Origin of the sequence: Niabella aurantiaca DSM 17617, assembly GCF_000374125.1 — a bacterium.
Taxonomy (GTDB): Bacteria; Bacteroidota; Bacteroidia; order Chitinophagales; family Chitinophagaceae; genus Niabella; species Niabella aurantiaca.
The window spans coordinates 195,556-212,321 of record NZ_KB893627.1 but is presented as its reverse complement, the minus strand read 5'-3'; the positions used below and the strand labels follow the sequence as shown (position 1 = coordinate 212,321).

Genomic DNA, 16,766 nt, shown 5'->3' with positions numbered 1-16,766 from the left:
AAAGAGGCATGGCCTCGAAAGATCCGGCAAGAACGGGTTTCAACCCGTTTATAAGTCCAAAGGAGCAACAGAGAGCCATGGGCTCGGGGCATAATGATCCGTGCCCACGGCACTTATGAAATTACAGTGTCATTAAAGCCGTGCTAAAGCGCGGCTTTAATGACACTAACGCGCCCGGATGGCGCTTACAAGGAGCATCAAAATTTTGTTTTTAAACAGCTTCTTAGAAAATATACCAGCTGTAACACAACGCGTCTTGATCACTCTATACATCTTACCGGTAGTTTGGTATCATAATAGACCGGTATCAATTTTATTAAAAGGTGTACCATCTTAAATGGTTGTGAAGACACCATAGCCGTCAAACCTAAGCGAAAGCTGAAGCCGGTCGCAGCATTTTACACTTTTTGCCCTTGCCTTTTTAACGGCTGATCCCATAAAAAAGCCCCCGGGGATCCCGGAGGCTTTTTTATCGATGTTTCTATAAACTTAATACACCAGCCTTGTCTTGATCGTATGCTTTACATGACTCAGGATCGACGCGGCCTTCTTGGATACGCCTTTTTCCACATCCAGCACCACATACCCGATCTCATCATTTGTTTTCAGGTACTGACCTGTGATATTGATATTATTGTTCGACAACAGCGTATTGATCTCTGAAAGCACTCCCGGCCGGTTGTAATGAATATGCAGGATCCGGTGCACACCTTCCTGCGACGGCAATGCCAGAGCCGGTACGGTGTGTGACCCGTTGGAGATCCCTTTTTCAACAAAGTTGAACAGCTTGGAGCTTACATCCACCCCAATGTTCTCCTGGGCTTCTTCCGTGCTTCCTCCGATATGCGGGGTCAAAATCACATTGGGAACATTTTGCATAGGGCTGGTGAACTGATCGCCGTTCTTCTCCGGCTCCCAGGGAAACACATCCAGTGCAGCACCGCTGATATGTCCTTCTTTCATGAACTTGCTCAGGTCATCCAGGTTCACCACTTCGCCCCGCGCATAGTTGATGAGGATCGCATTCTTCTTAAAATATTTCAGGTTATTCTTTGTGATCAGATTCCTCGTTTGTGCCGTGTCCGGAACATGGAGCGTAACCACATCCGAGCTTTGCAATAATTCCTTCAGTGTTTTAGCATCCTTGGCATTTCCCAGCGGCAGTTTCGTTTCCACATCGTAAAACAACACTTTCATTCCCATGGCTTCCGCCAGCACGCTTACCTGCGACCCGATATTTCCATAGCCGATAATTCCAAGGGTCTTCCCTCTCAGCTCATAGCTGCCTTTTGATTCCTTCATCCATATACCTTCATGCGCCGCCCGGATCTTATCCGGCAGCCTCCGGATCAGCATTACTGAATTGGCAATTACCAACTCGGCAACCGAACGGGTATTGCTGTAGGGTGCGTTGAATACCACCACCCCTTTATCTGTAGCCGCCGACAGGTCTACCTGATTGACGCCAATACAAAAACAACCGATCGCCTGCAGCTTTTCTGCCGCATCCAGCACCTTCTTGGTAATCCGTGTCTTGGAACGGATCCCAAGGATATGTACATTCTTGATTTCTTTGATTAACTCCTCTTCCGACAACGCTTTTGTTAATTTTTCCACTTTGGTATAGCCTTCATCCTTAAAACGTTTTACGGCTAAATCACTGATATTTTCCAGGAACAGGATCCGGATCTTCTCTTTCGGGTAACTGGTCTCTTTTTTATTTGTCATACAGGCAAATATCCTAATAAGTTAACAAAAATTAAAATTTTAACACCATTAGTTTTGGTCAGGTGCAGATAAGACTAAATTTGTCCCTTTAAAAATCATTGTACCTTGAGAAGAGTTTTAGTTGTTATAGTATGGATATCGTTAACGATTGGTTGTAAGTCCAAAACGCAGGCCCAGAAAGACAATGCGGAAACGGCGCATGTCAGTCCCGCGGTTTTTAACGTAGAGCAAATGACGGAGGCAGACAAAGCCCGGTACCGGAAGACCCTCAGCGACTTCTTTGATTCGGCACTGATCCGCCGTGGATTCAACGGCGGCATTCTGGTAGCGAAAGGCGGCAACATTTTATATGAATCCTATCACGGCTACCAGGATCCCAACCGGAAAACCGATACGATCAACGCCGATACACAATTTCATCTTGCATCCACCAGCAAACCCTTTACCGCCGTTACCGTTCTGAAATTAATACAGGATGGCAAATTGAATTTACAGGATCCGGTAACGCATTTCTTTCCGGCCTTCCCCTACACTTCCGTTACTGTAGAGCAGTTGCTGTCGCACAGGAGCGGGCTGCCTAACTATCTTTCTGTAATGGAAGACCGGAAGAAATGGGATCCCAAAAAAATGGTTTCCAACGATGACGTGCTGCATTTCCTGGAGCAGTACAAACCGGTGCCCATGTTCAAAGCCGGCAGCCGGTTCGCTTATTGCAATACCAACTTTGTAATGCTGGCCCTTATCGTGGAGAAAGTAACCGGAAAAAAATTTCCGCAATATATTAAAGAGACCATCTTTGACCGGCTGCAAATGAAGCATACTTTTGTTTACACACCGGCAGACAGCGGCAACGTGATCATGTCCTATAAACCCTCCGGCGCACTTTGGGTCAACGACCAGTTTGACAATACCTACGGTGATAAAAATATATACAGTACACCCGAGGATATGTTTAAATGGGACCGGGCACTGTACAATCCTGACTTTATCCGGCAGTCTCTTCTGGATTCTGCCTATCAGCCGCACAGCAATGAAAAGCCGTCGATCCATAATTACGGTCTGGGCTGGCGGATGCTGAATTTGCCCAATGGCAAAAATGTGATCTACCACAATGGCAAATGGCACGGCTTCACCCCGGCCTTTGGGAGGCTGCTTGATGAAAAAGCGGTCATCATTATCCTGGGGAATAAGATGAATTCGAATATCTACAACATGGCCCGGAAAGCTTACGACTTTTTCGGTGACTATATGCAAAACAATGTAAACGGCGGTGAAGAAGAAAGCGAGTCCCGGACAGCTGCGGCCACGGCCATGCCGGTATCCCATTTAAAACCGGCACCCCGTACCGCCAGAAAAGCGGTAAAAACCGCCCCTGTAAGATCAACCCGCATGGCAGGCAGATCCACGGCAAAGAAACAAACCAGAAAAGCTCCCGAAAAAAAAGTTGCGCCTCTTAAAAAGAAAGTAACCACCACTAAAAAGAAAACAAAGAAATAAAACACCAGCGGCAAAAACGGCCACAAAAGCATTGAGCCATAAAAAATAAATGCTGCGTCCACTGCCCCACTACCTGAGGACCGTTCCGCGGGGCGCATAACACTTTTCTGATTCGCGGGGACACGAATCAGGACGGTCCGCCGCGTTTACACCGTGGGATCTTCACGTGCCACCTCAGGAATAAAAATGTTATGCCCCGCTCCATGTTTCGGTGGCAAAAAAAACCGGAAACCTTCCTATCTTCGCGCCCTTATGAAGTATCACGATGAGATCATGCACCGGCGCACCTTTGCGATCATCAGTCACCCGGATGCAGGTAAGACCACGCTTACGGAAAAGTTCCTCTTATTTGGGGGGGCCATTCAGGTAGCGGGCGCCGTAAAAAGTAATAAAATAAAAAAATCAGCTACCTCCGATTTTATGGAGATCGAGCGGCAGCGGGGTATCTCCGTAGCCACTTCCGTAATGAGCTTTGAATACCAGAACATACTGATCAATCTCCTGGATACACCGGGGCACAAAGACTTTGCAGAGGACACGTTCCGGACCCTGACGGCGGTAGACAGTGTGATCCTGGTGGTAGACAGCGTTAACGGGGTGGAAGAACAGACCCGCCGCCTTATGGAGGTCTGCCGTATGCGCGACACGCCGGTGATCGTCTTTATCAATAAGATGGACCGTGATGGAAAGAACCGGTTTGATTTGCTGGAAGAAATAGAAAAAGAGCTGAACATTTCGCTGCATCCCATGACCTGGCCCATTAACAGCGGAAAAGATTTTAAAGGTGTTTACAACCTGTATGATAAAAATATCCGGTTATTTACCGCCAACACAAAGGCCGATGAAGAAGACACCCTGGCACTCTCCGATATCAGCGATCCCGTTCTGGATGCGCGGGTAGGCACTACCGATGCAGCGCTTCTGAGAGAAGACGTAGAGCTGGTGGACGGCGTGAATGGCGAACTGAACGTTGCCGATTACCTGGCGGCGAAGGTTTCTCCGGTTTTCTTTGGCAGCGCCATTAATAATTTTGGTGTAAAGGAAATGCTCGATACTTTTATCCGCATTGCCCCGCCTCCCCAAAGCCGTGAAACAACCACCCGGAGAGTGGACGTAGAAGAAGACAGGCTGAGCGGGTTTATTTTTAAGATCCATGCCAACCTCGATCCCAAACACCGCGACCGTATCGCTTTTTTCAGGGTCTGCTCCGGGAGGTTTGAACGCAACAAATATTTTCATCATGTGCGCCTGGATAAAGACGTCCGCTTCAGCAACCCCTATTCTTTTATGGCGCGGGATAAAAGCATCATTCAAGATGCCTATGCCGGCGATGTAGTGGGGCTGTTCGATACGGGTAATTTTAAGATCGGCGACACCATTACCGAAGGTGAAAACTTTTTCTTCACGGGCATTCCGTCCTTCTCTCCTGAAATTTTCAAAGAAGTGATCAACAGGGACCCGATGAAAACCAAACAACTGGAAAAGGGACTCCTGCAGTTAACGGACGAAGGAGTGGCCCAGTTGTTTACCCAGTTTGGCGGCACCAAAAAGATTGTAGGCTGTGTGGGTGAGCTCCAGTTTGAAGTGATCCAGTATCGCCTGCTGCATGAATATGGCGCCTCCGTCGAATTCCGGGCACTACCTTTTTACAAGGCCTGCTGGCTTACCAGTAAGGACGCTGACAAACTGGAGGACTTCGGCAAATTCAAGCAAACCAATACGGGTGAAGATAAAGACGGGAACATGGTATACCTGGCACAAAGCGAATGGTTCCTGAATACCGAGATCACGAACAACCCGGATATCGAATTTCACTTTAGCAGTGAGATCCATAAATAATTAGCGGATCCACCGGGTGTCGTTTTTCCACTGATGGATCTGCATTACCTGCGGATTGTTGCATCGCTGTATTTCCCGCAACGGCTTTTTTACTATCTTCCTTCTTTAAAAGATATACGCATGCAAATTCTTAGACTCCTGTTCCTGGTATTGATCCCGGCCCCTTATATAGCAGCCCAGAACGCCGGCACTTCATTCGATACAGGTACGGTTGAAAAAACGATCCGTTTTCTTGCCGCGGATGAAATGAAAGGCCGGGCGGTCTTCTCTCCGGAAATTGACAAAGCAGCTGATTTTATCGCCGCATCCTTTAAAAAAAGCGGGTTACAGCCCTTACAGGGAAATTCTTTTTTGCAGCCTTTCACTGTTTACAGTGCTGCGTTCAGAGGCCTTATGGCAAGGGCAGATCAAAAGGAGCTTCCAAAAGATAATGTAATTGTGATCACCGGCCAGCCCGTACTCGAAGTAACCGAAAAATCCGGCTACAATATCCGCTCCATCAATGCCGGCAGTTCGCTGTTCCACGAAGCATCAGAAGCCGTCAACAACGGCGGGAACAATATCGTACTGGTCGATGAAAGTTTTGCTCCAGACTTTAAACGGTTGATACTCTTTAAAAGGAACTTTTTGAAACGGGCAGGCTCCACCATTTTTATTCTTGGGAAACCGGCATTACAAACCTATACAATAAAAGCATCGCATGTGATCAAAGAGCACCGGCTCGCCAATGTAGCCGGCCTGCTGCCGGGCAGATCCCGGAAAGATGAATACGTCATCTTTTCAGCGCACTACGACCATATCGGCATTGGCAAACCGGTGAACGGAGATTCCGTTTACAACGGCGCCAATGACGATGCTTCGGGCACCACGGCCGTTATGATGCTGGCGGGTCATTTTGCGGCTTTAAAAAACAATGAACGCTCGATCATTTTTGTGGCTTTTACAGCAGAAGAGTCCGGGGGCTTCGGATCCCAATATTTCAGCATGCAGCTGAACCCATCCCAAATAGCAGCGATGCTGAATATTGAGATGATCGGCACAGATAGCAAATGGGGAAAGAATTCTGCCTATATCACCGGTTTTGAAAAATCCTCACTGGGCGGCATCCTTCAAAAAAATCTTACAGGGACCGGTTTTGAATTCCACCCGGACCCCTATCCCGATCAGCATTTATTTTACCGTTCCGATAATGCCACTCTGGCCAAACTCGGCGTTCCGGCGCATACGATCTCTACTTCAAAAATGGACAACGAACCAAATTATCACCAACCTGGTGATGCAGTAGAAACATTGGATCTTGCCAATATGACGGAGATCATCCGGTCCATCGGCATCAGTGCAGGATCCATCATTGCGGGTAAAGAAACACCCTCCAGAGTAAAAGACGAATAAATTTTCCCGGTGTTTTATGTAAATAAAGGAGTATCTGCATCCTAAACATAAAAATTTGCCATGAGAATCGTTTACCTGATAGCCATCCTGCTTTTTGGTCCTGTAACCGGCAATGGCCAAAACAAAAAATTTGAAGATCTGCTGCAGAAGGGAAATCTGATCTTTAAAATACCGGACAATTTTGATACAGTATCCATAATCCCTAATCCGGATATGAATTACGAGCTCGCATTAAAGAGTAAAACAAAGGATCTTGAGATCCGGTATTCGATACGCCCGCTGAAAGAGCGGATCGAACAATTTGAAAAAAGGAAAAAGGACACGACCATAAAGATGTCGGCAGGTGCCCATCCCAACAAAATGTATACGGCAGCATTCCTGGCCGTGATCATGAACACATCCGGCAATCATCAAAAGATGACGGGATTCAAAAACTTTCCACCTGAAGCCGTAAAAAAGGAATTCAATGCCAACTGGGGCGCCACTACGGTTTACCCGCTAAAATCAATATTTGGAAAAGGATATGGCAACTGTATGACGGTTACCCTGCACGGAGATGACCAGGCCGATGTATATATTTTTTACCTGTTCAACAACAGGGAAGATGTTACAGCCGTAATGCCGGCATTTCATGCAATAAGGTTTAAAGATTAAACGCTAATAAAAAATTCCCCGGCAGACCTTATGAAATTCCAGTCAGAACTGCATCTTTTTGAAAACGACAGTTATGAAGATCAGCATTCCTACCCCCTGCCATGAAAACTGGGAAACCATGAAGCCCGGCGAAAATGGTCGCTATTGCGGCTCTTGCTGCAAAACAGTAGTGGACTTTACCGGCATGGCTCCGGAAGCCATTTCTGACTACCTGGTACAGCACCGGTCGGAGCATATATGCGGGCGGCTTACCGAAAAGCAATTGGCAATGGAATATGATACAGATATCCAGATCGTTATCACCCATATTGCCCGATCGGGATGGCCCCTGGTAAAGAAGATCGCAGCAGCCTTCATCCTGCTCCTGGCCTTATCCCAGAATGGGAACGCCCAGGTTACAAAAGATACATTGCAGCAAATTGTTGTGACCGGCGGCATTAAACAAAAAGTGGAAACAGCTCCAAAAGCAGATCCCTTTGCCGCTCCCATTTCATCCCCCAACACGGCCCAGTGTCTTGAAGGAAGGCTTGGAGGAGTGGTTATAACACCACAAAAAAAGACAACAAAAAGGAAATTGAAAAAGATCCAAAAACGGCGGCAGAAAAATGAGCAGGCAGCAACCCCGCTGACCGGGGAAGTGATCGTAGTTGCCGGGATGGTTCAGAAAAATTAGCTCTCTTTAGCGCTTATCAGGCAGGGGACCATAGCCGGCATAAAGGCCGCTATTTATTTGCCTTCGGCGTAAAAGGATTGTTTTTCTAATACCGGGTCTCAGTCATGATGATGTGCGCACCCAAAGTACTTTCCCAAATGACTTTTGAAAAAGGCAGCGCTGCCTTATTTTTAGTAAAAGCACCGGCGCCCTCATCAGTATTTTGCCACAATGCCGGTATAATTATGTGGGGAGATCTGACGGAGCTCCTTTTTCAGGCTTGCCGCAATTTTCAATCCCTTTATAAATTCATGGATCGCCTCTTTGGTGATACCCGCCTTACCTCTGGTGAGGGCTTTTAGCGCCTCGTATGGATTGGGATATTTTTCCCGGCGCAGGATGGTCTGGATGGCTTCGGCCACCACTGCCCAATTGTCTTCCAGGTCCTTTTTCAGCCGGGGTTCATTCAGTACCAGCTTACCCAATCCTTTTTCTATGCTCCGGATAGCGATCAGGGTATGCGCCACCGGTACGCCGATATTGCGCAATACCGTGCTGTCCGTAAGATCGCGCTGAAGGCGGCTCACCGGCAACTTCGCCGAGAGATGTTCCAGTAACGCATTTGCAATACCCAGGTTTCCCTCGGCATTTTCAAAATCGATCGGGTTTACCTTATGCGGCATGGCCGAAGAGCCCACTTCACCTGCTTTCGTTCTTTGCTTGAAATAGTCCATGCTGATATAGGTCCAGATATCGCGGCAGAGATCCAGCAGGATCGTGTTCAGGCGCTTAATGGCATCGAAGTGCGCCGCCAGGTTATCGTAGTGCTCAATTTGGGTGGTGTATTGCATGCGTTGCAGTCCCAGCACCTCATCTACAAACTCATTTCCGAATTTTACCCAGTCCGTTTTGGGGTATGCCACATGATGGGCATTGAAGTTGCCGGTGGCGCCACCAAATTTAGCAGAAAACGGAATATAGGAAAATTGTTGTACCTGGTTATTCAGGCGCTCTACAAAAACCATGAACTCCTTGCCCAGTTTGGTAGGTGAAGCCGGCTGCCCATGTGTTTTAGCCAGCATGGAAATATCTTTCCATTGCAGGGCCAGCGCTCTCAGGCGCGATTGAAGATTCAGATAAGCGGGTACCAGCTCCTGCTCCATGCTGCTTTTCCAAAGCAACGGGATGGCCGTATTGTTCACATCCTGCGACGTAAGTCCAAAATGGATCCATTCCTTGGCTTCCTTTGCATCGGTCTTATCCAGCTCACCCTTCAAAAAATATTCCACTGCCTTTACATCGTGGTTGGTCGTTTTTTCGATCTCTTTTATTGCTTTGGCCTGATCGGTGCTGAAATTTTCGACCACGGCTCTCAGATGCTTTTTGGCAGGAGCGGATAATTTCAGGAACTTTTTCTCCGCCAGGAAGAAAAGATATTCAATTTCCACGATCACGCGGTATTTGATCAGGGCATACTCACTGTAATATTCCTGCAGGTGCTGTACTTGTTTATGATAACGACCGTCTATGGGCGAAATTGCTGTTAAAGACATATTGAAGTTCCAAGTTTGAAGTTCCAGGTTTAAAGTTTAACGTTAAACATTGAACTTTGAACCTGAAACAAATTAAATTTGCACAAAAATAAAGGATTCGGCGTGGAAGAAAAGATAAGAGTTGGAATAATTAATTACCTGAATACAAGACCCCTTTTATACGGATTACAGTTCCCCCCCATTACGGAAAAGATTGAGCTGATCGAAGATGTTCCGGCAAAGCTGGCAGAGCTCCTTTTAGAGGGCCAGATCGACGTAGGACTGGTTCCGGTGGCCATTACCCAACAGTTACCGCAGTATTTTATCAACGGAAATTATTGCATTGGCGCTATCGGCGATGTCGCCTCCGTTTGTGTGTTCAGCCAGGTGCCGCTGGACCAGGTAGAGCGGATCTACCTCGACTACCAGAGCCGGTCGTCTGTTGCGCTGTGCAAATGGCTTATTAAAAACCACTGGAAGATCCGTCCGGAGATCCTCGATGCCCGCGATGAATCGTACCTCAATGAAATAAAAGGTACTACTGCGGGATTGGTCATCGGCGACCGCGCCCTGCAGCAGCGGCCGGGGTTTGCATACATTTATGATCTTGCCGGTGAGTGGAAAAATGCAACGGGGCTACCCTTTGTGTTTGCAGCCTGGGTAAGTACCAAAAAGCTGCCTGAGGATTTTATCAGCGAATTTGATAAGGCCAATGCTTACGGCCTGGATCATCTTGATGAAGTGATTGCCCGAATACCGGAAGGGATCTATGATCTCAAAAAATATTATTCGCAGGACCTGAGCTATACCCTTGACGCAGAAAAACGGAAAGGACTGGACCAGTTTCTAAAGATCCTTGCTGCTCCTTTATAGCACCCTCCGACATTTATACGCATCTCCGGAGCGAAAACGGTAACAACAACTCCATCCTGTTTTCAATGCCGTTTTGTGGTTCGTTTTAACGCAAAGAGCATTGCGGTTACGTTTCAACGCGGGATAAGCTCAATCCTGCCGGATCATTTCCAGTTGAACAGGCCCTATCAGCCCCGACGGCATATACGGCGATTCCGGTTTAAATATATTTACATTGCTCCAGGTACGCCGTTCAGCCTCCGGCAGTTTGCTGTCGCCGATCATGCGGTTCACCCAGGTATTCACCACTTCGACCTCAAGCGTATTTTCCCCTTCGATCAACGCCGCTGTGGCATCTACGGTATAGGGGGCCGTCCACACGGTACCCAGGTCTTTGCCATTCAGCCGTACCTTAGCCATTGCCACCACTTTATTCAGATTCAGAAAAACTTTTTCCCCTGGTTTTCGTCCCGGCAGGAAGGTTGTCTTATAAACCGCCGTTCCCGAGTAGTTTCTGATCTGGTCATCTGTGTGCGTGCTCCAATCCTGCAAATGTTCAAACACTACAGGCTTTTGCGGTCCGCGGCCGGCCGTATCAAACGAAACCGTCCAGGGGTTTTTTAAAACTATGGTCTTATACGGCGCGGGAAAATTCTCCCCGGCAGCGGGCGGCGGCGTTTCACGTTTATGAAATACCACAAAACCGCTCTGGTACCGGTCCAGCCGCAACGGCACTTTCATGCCCCCTGCCTGTAATGCATAATCGGTAAGCTTTTGTTGTTTACCGGTTACCGCGTCATAAAAATACGGCTGTCCCTTCCCATCACGAAACCAGGGTGTAAAATCAACCAGGGAATCCGTCTGGTTCGTAATAAAGTAGATCTCTTTATCAGTCAGCGCGCGGTGGGTATAGGCCACCTTTTTTGTTGTATTGCTCACAAAATCAGGCTGTGCCTCAATGGCAGCCAGCGCCTCCCGGATCGTAAGCCCGTTCAGGATCTTGCCGGCTCCGTATGCCGCAATTTTATGATCCGCTCCATCGGCATGGGTCCACAATCTCGCAGCCAGCGCCTGCACACGCCGGTCTGCCTCCGGAAAGTCCTGCAGACTGGGAGACCTCAGCGGAGGGGGCCCCAATACCACCGCACCTTCTTTTACCAGCTGCACGATCTTTTGCAATAATGCCGGACGCATGGTTTCGAGGCGTGGCAGCACCAGCATCCGGTAATGCATCCCGTCCGGCAGCACCAGTTTGCCGTTCTTTACGCTCAATCTTTTTTCAATGACTTCTGCATTGATATAATCGAACTGGAACCCCTCCGGTACCCGCGGATCGGTTGCCCCGGTCATTTTCGGCGCATCTTCTCCAATAAAGTAGGCTATATCATTTACGGGTTTGCCCTGCTGCAGCATATAGTTGCAGCGATGAATGTATTTGATGAACGCCTTCCCCTGTTCAAACCAGGTATTGTGCCGGTTAAACTCCGTGCCAAACCAGGCATTGATCCCCGGAAGCCGCTCATCCGGCTGTTGTATGTACACGTGAAGGATCGTATTGTTGATGCCTTCTGTAAACGACCAGTCGCCCCGCCGCTTCAGCAACGCCGGGTAGCGCGCATACGCCTGCCCCGCCGCGGTGAACGATTCGCCTGAAACGCTTGTTTTTCCATAGATATGCGCCGCCGAAGAAGCGGCCCGGCATTCAATTCCGCCCAGATCCCCCTCTGCCCAGAACTCACCGCCCACTTCATCGCTTTGTCCGCCATACATAAGAAATTCCGACGGAAATCCCCAATGACCATAATTTTCCAGCCACAAACCAAGCCCCTGCCGGTGGCAGGCTTCCCGCAGCCCTCCCACATAATCATAAGCCACTTTATTGGCTACCAGCCGCCGCAGATCCCACAAAAAACGGTCGCTTTCCCCCCTGCTGCCTATCACCCTGCCCGTAAGTACGGGCAACCATTTTAACGGATCGTAACCATATGTCTTTTTAAACGACCCTACAAAATCATCTGTCCAGTTTTGCGAGCCCGTCTCATAACTATCGGCCACTACATATTTAAATGCTTTTTGATCCTTTTCAGGTATGCGGCTCCGGATCTTTCCGATAAATGCGTCAAAATGCGCTGCAACCGCAGCACGGCTCATTTTATCAACATCATACCCCCGGCCTTCCGGTGTAGCAGGAGCATTGGTAACCCCTGTTGGCCGCATCCCAAAACGTACCACCACCCATTTGCCCGGGGGCGCTTTCCAGCTGAATGCTCCGGATGGCGATACCATTTTTGTAAGATCCCTTACCCCGGATGGCCGGATGATCCCCCTTCCGTCCGTGACCGGCGCCTGTTCCTTCCATTGATATTCGCTCCACGGTGGCAAGGGGGTTTGGTGCATTTTTGCCAGCTGCTTTTCTTCGATACGCTCCATACCCACGGCACCTGATAGCCGGATCTCCGCAAAACCGGCGGCGCCCCGTATATGATCCAATACAAGACGGAAAGCCGTAGCCCGCTGCTCGGGAAAAGTGATCACCACGGGCGCCCAGGGCCGGAAGCCTACATTCAGCGCAGGATTGGTGCGGTTGTAGGAAAAAGACCTTACCGTTCTGTAGCCGGCCGGAGTCTTTGCCTGCAGTGTAATATCCGCAGAAAATGATTTTCCAGGCGCATACAGTTTCAGCGATCTTGCCGTAAATACCGGATCCGTACGGATATCTATATAAACGGGCTGTTGTACTTTTTGCGGAAAGTCTGCAACCGTTGCGGTATCGCCATCGAAAGCCCGGCGAATGTCTACACTATCTACATTGATGTTTATGGATTTCAGCTCTCCGGACAGGTTCTGGTCCTCATAGTCCGGCCGGGGAAAAGCCATTACCGCTACCTGCTGAAAAAACGGTAACGACGGAAATTTTTTTGTAACCGTCCCCGATCCTTCCACTATCATTTCCTGCGCATCCAGGTAGCGCATACTCTGCTGTTCTTTGATCCAGGGTCCGCCACTCTGGCTCCAGCCCGGGCTGTTAAAGAAACCAATGTCCACACCGTTTTCAGCACCCGCCTTTACTGCTGCAAGCGTAGCCTTCCACCAGTTATCTGAAAACAGCCGCGCAGGACCCTGCTTCAACAACAGCTCTTCCTCCGGAAAACCCACGTTTCCGATAAATGCTCTTCCAATACCGGCATCCGCCATGGCCCGGATATCTTTTTCTATTCCTGCTTTAGTAACATTATCGCTGATCCAATAGTAATAACACCCCGGCCGGTAAGCCGGTGGGGGGTCTTTAAATGCAAGTGCTGTATTGGCTTGCTGCGCTGCGCACCACAAGGTTCCGGTGAGCAGGCATCCGCTCAAAAAAAGTTTTTGCAACATGACAAGGCGTTGATATGACCGGGAACGCTTTCTTTACCCGGGAGCCGGTGATCCGTATGCCAGGGCAGCGCTCCTTTTTCAGCGAATATAAACGATCGCCGGCGATCAGCCATCATGCACCGTCATGGAACAGCATGACGGTGCATGATGGTGGTTTCTTTCAGATATACTACCTTACCCTGCAGATACTTCCAATATTTATTTTTTAAAGCACGATTGTTATGCTCCGGAATGTTTTTCTGATGATCTTCTGGGCGGTTGCCGGCAACCTCTGTCTTACAGCAGGTGCACAGCAGCATACCCCTTCCCTCCGACAATTGAAGAGACAGTTCATCAATCCTCCCGACTCCGCCCGGCCAGGTGTGTATTGGTATTTCATGGACGGGAATCTGTCGGCAGACGGGATCAGGAAAGACCTGAAGGCAATGAAAAAAGCGGGCATCGGGCACGTCATATTCCTCGAAGTAAACGTAGGCGTTCCCAGGGGTAAGGTTGACTTCTTAAGCAAGGAATGGCTGTTGCTGTTTCAACAGATCGAACAGGAAGCCGAGCAGCTGGGCATTGCCATAACATTAGGCATCGGTCCCGGCTGGGCAGGAAGTGGTGGCCCCTGGGTTGCTCCGGAATACTCGATGCAACACCTGGTAAGCAGCAGTACCCGGTTAACCGCACAGGATGCAGTCCCGGTGCGCTTACCGGTTCCGCCACCCAAACCACCTTTCTTTGGCGACGGCGCGCTCACGCCGCAATTAACACAGCTGCGCAATAACTTTTACAAAGATGTAGCGGTGCTGGCCTTTCCCACCCCTGCTTCGGAAGACACCATCGCCGATGCAGATTACCGCGCGCTTTACTATCGCGCGCCGTTCAGCTCCGCCAAAGATGTGCCGGCATTTTATCCGCCGGTTTCCGGTGAGAAAATACCTGGGAAAAACGCCATTCAAAAAGCCACGGTCATCGACATAACGGACCGCCTCACAGCGGACGGCAAGCTCCACTGGAAGCCGCGCTCCGGCACCTGGACGGTTATGCGCTTTGGCGTGCGGAACAACGGTGCCGGAACAAGGCCCGCTCCGCTTCCCGGACTGGGCTTTGAATCGGATAAATTTGATACTACTGCACTGAACCGGCACCTGGATTTTTATGTAGGCAAGATCCTGAAAACGATTGGCCCCCTCCATCCCCACAGTAAGGGAGGGCTGAAGTTCCTGCATATCGACAGCTGGGAAATGGGTGCACAGAACTGGACCAAAAATTTCCGGCAGGAATTCATAAAACGGCGCGGTTACGATCCCCTGCCGTTCTATCCCGTATATGCAGGCAGGATCGTTGGCAGCGCCGGGATCAGCGACCGGTTCCTCTGGGACCTGCGCAAAACCGCCATGGACCTGGTGGTGGAAAACCATGCGCTGCATGTTAAGGAATACGCCTATCGCAATGGGCTCCGGCTGTCTATTGAGCCCTACGACATGAACCCCACAGCGGACCTGGAACTGGGGGCCGTCGCCGATGTGCCCATGTGTGAGTTCTGGAGCAAAGACTTTGGGTTCAGCACACAGTTCAGTTGCGCGGAAGCTGCGTCTTTAGGCCATTTGCAGGGCCGGCCGGTAATTGGGGCAGAAGCATTCACCGCACAAAGCAACGAAGCCTGGAAGCAATATCCCGGGTCTATGAAAAACCAGGGAGACTGGGCCTTTGCCGCGGGCATCAATAAATTCTTTTACCACACGTTTCAAAGTCAGCCTCTTCCCGATTCCTTAAAACCGGGTATGACCATGGGTCCTTACGGGGTACAATGGAACCGCAACCAGACCTGGTGGCCCATGGCCGCGGGGTACCATCAATACATAGCCCGTTGTTCTTATTTGCTGCAGCAGGGCAATACGGTTGCAGATATTTTATACCTCACTCCTGAAGAAGCTCCTTTTGTATTTACACCGCCGGCATCAGCCCTGAAAGGCGAAGCAGGCCTGAAAGACCGCAGAGGGTATAATTTTGATGCATGCCCGCCAGGGCTGATCGCAAAAGCCTTTGTAAAAGACGGCAAGATCTGTTTTCCCGGTGGGGCTTCCTATCATTTGCTGGTGTTGCCCCACTACCCGGCAATGTCGGTATCCCTGCTTCAAAAAATAGCCGCGCTGGTAGCACAGGGCGCCACCGTTGTTGGCCCGCCCCCGCAGAAGGCACCCGGCCTTTCCGGCTACCCGGCAAGCGATGCAGCTGTTCGTAAACTGGCAGCCGCACTGTGGGGGCCACTCCTTCAAAAAACAACCCTAACCACCCGCGCTTATGGAAAGGGGCGTATCATCTGGAAGAAGAACAGGAGCAGCCAAACGGATTCGCTCTACTGCAACTACGATGTGCTGGCGGGTATCCTTCGATCAAAAAAGATAAGCCAAAACTTCAGCAGCAATCAGGCCCTGCGTTATACCCAACGGCAGCTGCCCGGCACCGATCTGTTCTTTGTTTCCAATACAACCGGCAAAGCCGTCTCCGCCCAATGCCGGTTCCGGACCCTAAGAACGTATGCAGAGCTCTGGGACCCCCTGACCGGCACGTTCAAAGGAATAAAGGCATTGCAAAGAGACAGTCAGCAGGCAGTACTCCCCCTGTCCTTTGCTCCTGAACAAAGTTATTTTGTGGTGTTTACAGATCAGGCAGCACCACAGCCCGAAACAAATGCCGGCCACGGGATGATGCAGACCGATACGCTTTCCGGAAGCTGGAATGTTTCCTTTGATCCCCGGTGGGGAGGACCCGCCCATACCATCTTTAGCCAGCTGTCTGACTGGAAAGACAACCCCAACGACGGGATAAAATATTACTCCGGTACCGCCGCATACCAAAAAACATTTGACGCGCCGGAAACAGCCGGTCCGCATACGCGGATCTATCTCGACCTGGGAATCGTAAAACAGCTGGCAAGCGTTACCTTAAACGGACAGGACCTCGGCGTACTGTGGACGGCTCCCTGGCGGGTAGACGTTACCAAATGGCTGCAGAAAAAGAATAACCGGTTAACGATCACTGTTGCCAACCTTTGGATCAACCGCCTGATCGGCGATCAGCAATTTCCGGACGACGGTGTTCAAAACGGCAAATGGCCTGCCTGGTTACTTGAAGGAAAACCCAGGCCCGGCAAGCGTTATACGTTTACCACGTTCAATCCCTATAAAAAAAATGCCCCATTGATCCCTTCCGGTTTGCTGGGCCCGGTACAGCTTGTCAGCGAACGCTGAACTCCC

10 protein-coding genes are annotated in these 16,766 nt (G+C 49.7%); 7 read left to right on the top strand and 3 right to left on the bottom strand.

The features are described from left to right. Window positions 1-489 precede the first annotated feature (489 nt). Window positions 490-1,728, bottom strand: a complete 1,239-nt coding sequence (serA, locus tag B160_RS0108895; protein ID WP_018627550.1) for a phosphoglycerate dehydrogenase — start codon at window positions 1,726-1,728, stop codon at window positions 490-492. A 105-nt stretch (window positions 1,729-1,833) separates the two neighbouring features. Here serA and B160_RS28780 point away from each other — a divergent pair, with 105 nt between their 5' ends. The 5 genes from B160_RS28780 to B160_RS0108870 all read left to right on the top strand — a co-directional run bounded on the left by B160_RS28780 (window position 1,834) and on the right by B160_RS0108870 (window position 7,783). Next, a complete protein-coding gene (locus B160_RS28780; protein ID WP_026309648.1) occupies window positions 1,834-3,225 on the top strand; it encodes a serine hydrolase domain-containing protein in 1,392 nt (463 codons plus the stop codon). A 252-nt stretch (window positions 3,226-3,477) separates the two neighbouring features. Further along, a complete protein-coding gene (locus B160_RS0108885; protein ID WP_018627548.1) occupies window positions 3,478-5,064 on the top strand; it encodes a peptide chain release factor 3 in 1,587 nt (528 codons plus the stop codon). 120 nt (window positions 5,065-5,184) lie between these two features. After that, window positions 5,185-6,456 (top strand): M28 family peptidase, encoded by a 1,272-nt coding sequence (locus B160_RS0108880; protein WP_026309647.1) that lies wholly within the window; start codon window positions 5,185-5,187, stop codon window positions 6,454-6,456. Window positions 6,457-6,516: 60 nt separating this feature from the next. Next, the gene (locus B160_RS0108875) at window positions 6,517-7,110 is read left to right on the top strand and encodes a hypothetical protein (protein ID WP_018627546.1); all 594 of its coding nucleotides are present in this window, start codon (window positions 6,517-6,519) and stop codon (window positions 7,108-7,110) included. 73 nt (window positions 7,111-7,183) lie between these two features. Further along, window positions 7,184-7,783 carry a hypothetical protein gene (locus B160_RS0108870; protein WP_018627545.1) on the top strand — a complete coding sequence of 200 codons (600 nt, stop codon included), beginning with the start codon at window positions 7,184-7,186 and terminating at the stop codon, window positions 7,781-7,783. A gap of 194 nt (window positions 7,784-7,977) precedes the next feature. Here the strand turns inward: B160_RS0108870 and purB are convergent, their stop codons facing one another. Then, a complete protein-coding gene (gene purB, locus B160_RS0108865) occupies window positions 7,978-9,315 on the bottom strand; it encodes an adenylosuccinate lyase (protein ID WP_018627544.1) in 1,338 nt (445 codons plus the stop codon). 78 nt (window positions 9,316-9,393) lie between these two features. On the opposite strand from purB, the gene B160_RS0108860 reads away from it, so the two are divergent. Next, window positions 9,394-10,167 (top strand): menaquinone biosynthetic enzyme MqnA/MqnD family protein, encoded by a 774-nt coding sequence (locus tag B160_RS0108860; RefSeq protein ID WP_018627543.1) that lies wholly within the window; start codon window positions 9,394-9,396, stop codon window positions 10,165-10,167. Window positions 10,168-10,296: 129 nt separating this feature from the next. On the opposite strand, the gene B160_RS0108855 is transcribed toward B160_RS0108860, so the two are convergent. Further along, the gene (locus B160_RS0108855) at window positions 10,297-13,521 is read right to left on the bottom strand and encodes a glycosyl hydrolase (protein ID WP_018627542.1); all 3,225 of its coding nucleotides are present in this window, start codon (window positions 13,519-13,521) and stop codon (window positions 10,297-10,299) included. A gap of 221 nt (window positions 13,522-13,742) precedes the next feature. On the opposite strand from B160_RS0108855, the gene B160_RS0108845 reads away from it, so the two are divergent. After that, the gene (locus B160_RS0108845; RefSeq protein ID WP_018627540.1) at window positions 13,743-16,760 is read left to right on the top strand and encodes a glycosyl hydrolase; all 3,018 of its coding nucleotides are present in this window, start codon (window positions 13,743-13,745) and stop codon (window positions 16,758-16,760) included. The last annotated feature ends 6 nt before the right edge of the window (window positions 16,761-16,766 follow it).

Bases quoted from the DNA above. Each gene is read 5' to 3' on its own strand.
- B160_RS0108885 (WP_018627548.1), top strand. From the start codon at position 3,478: ATGAAGTATCACGATGAGATCATGCACCGGCGCACCTTTGCGATCATC.
- B160_RS0108880 (WP_026309647.1), top strand. From the start codon at position 5,185: ATGCAAATTCTTAGACTCCTGTTCCTGGTATTGATCCCGGCCCCTTAT.
- B160_RS0108855 (WP_018627542.1), bottom strand. From the start codon at position 13,521: ATGTTGCAAAAACTTTTTTTGAGCGGATGCCTGCTCACCGGAACCTTG.
- serA (WP_018627550.1), bottom strand. From the start codon at position 1,728: ATGACAAATAAAAAAGAGACCAGTTACCCGAAAGAGAAGATCCGGATC.
- B160_RS0108845 (WP_018627540.1), top strand. From the start codon at position 13,743: ATGCTCCGGAATGTTTTTCTGATGATCTTCTGGGCGGTTGCCGGCAAC.
- B160_RS0108870 (WP_018627545.1), top strand. From the start codon at position 7,184: ATGAAGATCAGCATTCCTACCCCCTGCCATGAAAACTGGGAAACCATG.
- B160_RS0108875 (WP_018627546.1), top strand. From the start codon at position 6,517: ATGAGAATCGTTTACCTGATAGCCATCCTGCTTTTTGGTCCTGTAACC.
- purB (WP_018627544.1), bottom strand. From the start codon at position 9,315: ATGTCTTTAACAGCAATTTCGCCCATAGACGGTCGTTATCATAAACAA.